Source organism: Streptomyces sp. YS-3 (assembly GCF_045257485.1).
In the GTDB taxonomy this organism is placed as follows: domain Bacteria; phylum Actinomycetota; class Actinomycetes; order Streptomycetales; family Streptomycetaceae; genus Streptomyces.
Map to the genome: position 1 here is coordinate 1 of NZ_JBJHPC010000810.1, position 2,491 is coordinate 2,491.

3 protein-coding genes are annotated in these 2,491 nt (G+C 72.2%); 2 read left to right on the forward strand and 1 reads right to left on the reverse strand.

Features of this window, described 5'->3' with window-relative positions:
- On the reverse strand, nt 1–293 hold a 293-nt coding region (locus ACJA3G_RS35045), incomplete at its 3' end, for a hypothetical protein (protein ID WP_406557066.1).
- A gap of 87 nt (nt 294–380) precedes the next feature.
- Between ACJA3G_RS35045 and ACJA3G_RS35050 the strand changes: the two genes are divergently transcribed.
- Together ACJA3G_RS35050 and ACJA3G_RS35055 are read left to right on the forward strand one after the other, a co-directional pair.
- Nucleotides 381–911 (forward strand): hypothetical protein, encoded by a 531-nt coding sequence (locus ACJA3G_RS35050; RefSeq protein ID WP_406557067.1) that lies wholly within the window; start codon nt 381–383, stop codon nt 909–911.
- A gap of 390 nt (nt 912–1,301) precedes the next feature.
- On the forward strand, nt 1,302–2,491 hold a 1,190-nt coding region (locus tag ACJA3G_RS35055), incomplete at its 3' end, for a glycoside hydrolase family 26 protein (protein ID WP_406557068.1).

Sequence of the window (2,491 nt, forward strand, 5' to 3'; positions counted from 1 at the left end):
TCCCGGCACCGCCCCCCGCGAACCCCGCGCCACTGCCGCACCACTCGGTGCCGCAGCACGCCGCGCCGCAGCAGACGGTGCCGCACCACGCGGTGCCGCACCACGCCGTGACGCCCGCGCCGGTGTTCCACGCGCCCGCGCAGCACCAGCACWCGCAGCAGCACCCGGCGCCGCAGCACCACCCAGCCGCACATCACCCGGCACCGCAGCACCACCCAGCCGCGCACCACCCCGCGCCCACGCCGCCGCTGCACCACGTTCCGGCCGCGCAGCCCCCCGTGCATCACGAGCACGCGACGCCCCCCGTGCATCACGAGCACGCGACGCCGCCGGTGCACCACCGCCCGGACGTGCCCAAGCCGCCGGCCCCCAGGCCGCCGATGACGCAGGTACCACCGCCCGCGCACCAGCCGCCCGCGCACCAACCTCCGGTCGCCCAGCCTCCGGTGGTCGCCCCGCCCGTGGCCACGCCGCCGATGGTGACGCCGCCGGTGACGGTCCCGCCGAAGGCCGAGCAGCCGCAGGCGCAGGTGCCGCCGCACGCGCAGGTGCCGCCGCACGCGCAGACGCTGCCGCAGGCGCAGAATCCGTCGGTGGCCAGGCCCGAGGTGCCCGCCAAGCCCGAGGTGCCGGCTCACCAGTCCGCGCCGCCGTCGCACGGCGTGGCCCCGCAGGTGACCCGGGCGATGCCGCCGCAGCCCGTACGCCCGTACCGGCCCCGGCATGCCGCACCCGCCGCCCATTCCGCCCCCGCGGTCCACGAGATGCCGGGCCGTCCGCAGCTCGCCGCGACCGGTGGTGACGCGAACCTGCTGGGCGTGGCCGGAGTCGCCGCCCTGGGGCTGCTGGTCGGCGGCGGGATCCTCTACCGCAGGGGCACGGCCGCGGCAGCCGTCCGCAACGGCTGGTAGGCGAGGAGGGGGGCCGGGAGAGCCGGAGGGCGCTCTCCCGGCCAGGGGGGACGGTGACGTACCGTCACATCCAGGGTGCTCGTCCACGGCACGAAAGAGCCGACGGCTGACGGACGGGCACCTTTTCACGCGCTTTCGAGTGCACCACACCGCCGTCGCCCCGCCGGGCCGTGTTCACCCGTTCGGCGGGTACTTCACACGGACGGGGCGACGAGACGACGAGGCGTCCCGCGCGCGAACCCGCCGTACGCGCGCTTTCCTCTCCCGTTCTTCCGCGTACCCCATATAGGGGGATCAGCGCACCCAACGGATTATCTTCCCGATCAGCGCAATAAGAATATTTTCGGGCTGGGTATATCGGGTATGGGGATCCGTCGTGGAGGAGTGGACATGCGCCAGGGGAAGCACCGCAACGGAATGAGCGGCATCACGAAGCACCGGCGGAAAAGCCCGTCCGCCGCCGCAATCCGCCGGGCGCTGGGAGCGGTTGTGGCGGCCGGAGCGCTCGTCTCCTGTCTCGCCGCCGCTCCTCCGACCCGCGACCCCGGGTCCGCCGGAGGCTCCGAGCCCGGCCCCAAGCACCCCTCCACCACCTGGTTCGGCGCGTTCCTGGAGTCCGACGAGCGCGGTGTGCAGCGCATGGGGGAGCTGGAGAGATGGCTCGGGGGAGCCGATCTGAGGGTGGGTCACACCTATCTGCCCGGGGATTCCTGGAGCGACATCGAGGGCCATGCGCATTTCCTGGAGAGGTGGGCCGGCTGGCGGCGCCAGCGCCAGGACCGGCTTTTCGTCCTCAATGTTCCCATGCTGGCCCACAACGAGGCGGGCGTCTCCGACAACGGCGTCCGCAGACTCCTGAGGCAGGGCCAGGAGGGCCTTTTCGACGAGCATTTCAAGAAACTCGCCGAACGCCTGGTCGCACTGAACATCCCGGACACGGTCATCGTGCTGGGCTGGGAGATGAACGGCACCACCTATACCCACCGCTGCGGGCCCGACCCGGAGGCGTGGAAGGCGTACTGGCGGCGCGCGGTCACCGCGATGCGCTCGGTGCCGGGCCAGAAGTTCCGCTTCGACTTCGCGCCGAGCCGGGGACGGGACGCTGTTCCGTGGACCGCGTGCTACCCGGGTGACGACGTCGTGGACGTGATCGGCATGGACTCCTACGACCAGCCGCCGGGCCAGAGCTTCGACGAACAGGTCAAGGAACCGTACGGCCTCCAGCAGCACGTGGACTTCGCCGCCGCGCACAAGAAGCAGATCTCCTATCCGGAGTGGGGGCTCTTCCGCAACGGGGACAACCCTGAGTACATGCGGCGGATGCTCGAATGGATGGACGTCCACAACCCGCTGTACAACACCATCACCGACTACTGCCCGCACGGGGTGTGGCAGTGCGACGCCAACCCGAAGGCGGCGAAGGTGTACCGGGCGGTGCTGTTCGGCCGCACGGAACCGAACCCGACACCGCCGGTGACGCCTCCGGTTACGCCCCCGATGACGCCGCCAGTCACGCCGCCGGTGACCCCGCCCGTAACCCCGCCGGTGGCTCCCCCCGAGACGTCACCCGTGACCCCGCC